Genomic DNA, 2,890 nt, shown 5'->3' with positions numbered 1-2,890 from the left:
TGGTATTGAAATTTGGGGGGGAGATGCAGGCCATGAAGTTATAAAAATACAAATGGAATATAACGATGTAGTTTCAGGGAGAAGAAGCCCCTCTTACCCTATGGGAACTGATGATTACAAAAGAGTTATGAAGGCTGTAGATGAGCTTTCTTAAAGTTTTGTAACAGTACAACTTAACTATTTTGTAATATAACTATAAGTCGGAAAATTAAGGGTATCACATGGCAATTTATGCAATATGGAACAATAAAGGTGGAGTAGGTAAGAGCTATTTAACGTTTCAGATAGCTTCCGAGTATGCGAAACAAAACCCAACTAAAAAAGTATTGGTTGTAGATCTTTGCCCACAAGCGAACTCTTCATCCATGCTACTTGGTGGCATTGAAAAAGGGGAGGAAATCTTAACAGATATACATACTACTAGCCCAAGGAATACGATCTCTGGTTATATAGATGATCGAATAATGAGTCCTTATGTATCTCCTAAATCAGGGGCTAATTACATTACAAATGTGTCACAACATAATAGACATGTGCCAAGTAATGTATTTTTAGTTGTTGGTGATGAACAGTTAGAAAATCAATCATCAAAAATTACAAGTGCTACGTTTTCAGGCCCTCAAGACGCATGGCGTATCGTGCACCTTTGGGTTCGTGATTTAATCGCGGATATTCAATCTTCATGGAACGATGAAGATTGCTGTGTGTTCATTGACTGTAACCCTAGTTTCTCCATATACACCGAGTTAGCATTAACAGCTGCGGAAAGATTAATAATTCCTTTTTCAGCTGATGGTTCATCTAAAAGGTCAGTTAAAGCCGTTTTATCACTTGCTTATGGCGTGAGGCGATATGGTGGTGATGTGCAATCAGAGTTTTATTTGAATTCTAATCGATACTCAATGGCTCTCCCTCAAATATATATGTATATAGGAAATCGTTTAACTCAAATGAATAACTCTTCCGCAGGAGCTTTCAAAACAGTAGTTAATGAGATTGGCGATGAAATTTGGAGCGTATGGGGAACGTCCTCTAATCTTTTCTGTATTCACCCTTACGGTTCATCGACACCTAATAATCGACGAGCATTTAAAACTATGTTCCAGTATGAGGTTAATGATGCAAATACAGCCTCTGTGGTCTCTGGGGCGTTAGGTGTACCGATATCTAAGCTTACGGCAGGTAATAAAACAATTGCAGGTAAAACGGTGTCAGTAAATCAAACACAACTAAATAAGCAAGTTCCTAACATTGTTGGCCTTGTGAATAACATCGATTAACTGTTTATAAGGCCTGTTGTGCGAATGCTGTTGATTTAACGTAATGGCACTAAGTGCGCATCGAGATTCAGATGCAAAAAAGCCTCCCATAAGGGAGGCTTTTTTGTTCGGGAAAGTCATGACCGGTTAAAAGGATCATTGAGATCAATCGCTTTTGGGATTAATCTCTTTCCCTAGATGTGAAAAAACCAGCTTTGGCGAGCTGGCTTTTCGGAATACTTACTAGTTTAGCCACTGGGTAAGTCCTTTCATGATAGCCATATCACGTAAGCACTTCAAGTACTCCTGCACTCTGTTTGGACTCAAGATGTTTTGGACAGAGCGACGCGCATCAGCCACCGATCAAGGGATATTCCAAAGGTGGCATGGTAAAGGCACTAATCAGAACTAAGCAAACGCTCGATAAATCCGCCCCTTGTAGCTGCTAGAGGGGATAAGCGGGAAAGGAATAAATGATTAGTGTTGTGAGACCGGAATGGGGGCGTAAAGCCTAACTCACAGCGCAGGGCAGCCCGAAAGGGTAAGAGAAAAATCCCAATCTGAAAGCGACCATAGAGATACCCAAATCACTCATAAAATTGAGTCGACATGGGTAGGGGTCGGCGCAGCCGAAAGGCTCAAAAACTTATATCGTTGTACCCTTTATGTTCCAATATTGTACCGCTCGGCGCAGTGTGTGAGTAAGCGAAGCGTCCGAACACCGAGCAAGCGGAAAGCCACTTAATGCAAATCTTTGGCACTGTCCCCGTATATTTATTTTCATTCTTATTTAGCTCGTTTTTTATGCTCATCTCATCGCGCGCTTTTGTTTTAAGCCAGCATACACAGAGTGCACTCGCTACGCTCTTTTCTTTGTGATCTGGAAAGGGGCGCTAACGCCCCCTTTACCCCCGTGTGAATTTATTCCCCTCATAGCTTTTACCGATATATGAAACCGATATGTAGAACTGATATATGGTCATATCGGTTTCACATATCAGTTCTACATATCGGTTTTTTTGATTTTTCTGTGTGAGCTTATTCTCACTCACTTTTTACGCTATTTCTGGGGACTCTTTTAGTGGACTCCCCTTCTGGACTGGCTTAGTCCACTGAATAGGTCCACAAAACTAGTCCACTACAATGCCAAAAAAGATAAAATAAAAGAGCAGCTTAGAAACATGTTTCTAAGACCTAGGATGCGTAGCGCTACGCGCGACCAAGCACTTCTAGAGGGTGAAATAGTTTGTATTTTCGCAGGTCGTTCCTTCCTGGCTTAATTCAGCCTTTTCATCCAACCAGAATCACTTGGTCTCGCCTACTCAACGCATCCCAAGAGCATGCACTAAAATTAGCAATTTCCCTCTCCAGTTCGGCACTTTCAGTGATTGAATTTCTTAACGCTTATAGAGCACTTTCATTCCCACATAACAATTAAATCCCCTCGGAGGGGGACGCTGATCGCGATTGATTTAGGAAACGAAAAGTAGAGAGGCGCACCTCGAGTTTTTGCGTTCGTTATTTGATTAGCAGGATTCGCATTTTGTAGACGTCCGAAAAAGCCGGTCTGCAGTGTCGCTTCAAGATTCTTTCTGACGCACTTACTTCGTTCGTTTGTCGGATCGTTCTTT

At 41.5% G+C, this 2,890-nt stretch carries 1 protein-coding gene; it reads left to right on the top strand.

What is annotated here, in order from left to right:
• The first annotated feature begins 221 nt into the window (after positions 1 to 221).
• Entirely contained in the window at positions 222 to 1,280 is a 1,059-nt protein-coding gene (locus AB6D58_RS24185; protein WP_137030307.1) for a ParA family protein, read from the top strand.
• Positions 1,281 to 2,890: the final 1,610 nt, after the last annotated feature.

It is taken from the genome of Vibrio sp. 10N.239.312.D08, assembly GCF_041466145.1.
In the GTDB taxonomy this organism is placed as follows: domain Bacteria; phylum Pseudomonadota; class Gammaproteobacteria; order Enterobacterales; family Vibrionaceae; genus Vibrio; species Vibrio crassostreae_C.
The sequence above is the reverse complement of the archived record's forward strand: the minus strand, read 5'-3'. Positions and strand labels throughout refer to the sequence as shown.

Excerpts from the sequence above, each read along its gene's own strand:
- AB6D58_RS24185 (WP_137030307.1), top strand. The coding sequence starts at position 222 with ATGGCAATTTATGCAATATGGAACAATAAAGGTGGAGTAGGTAAGAGC.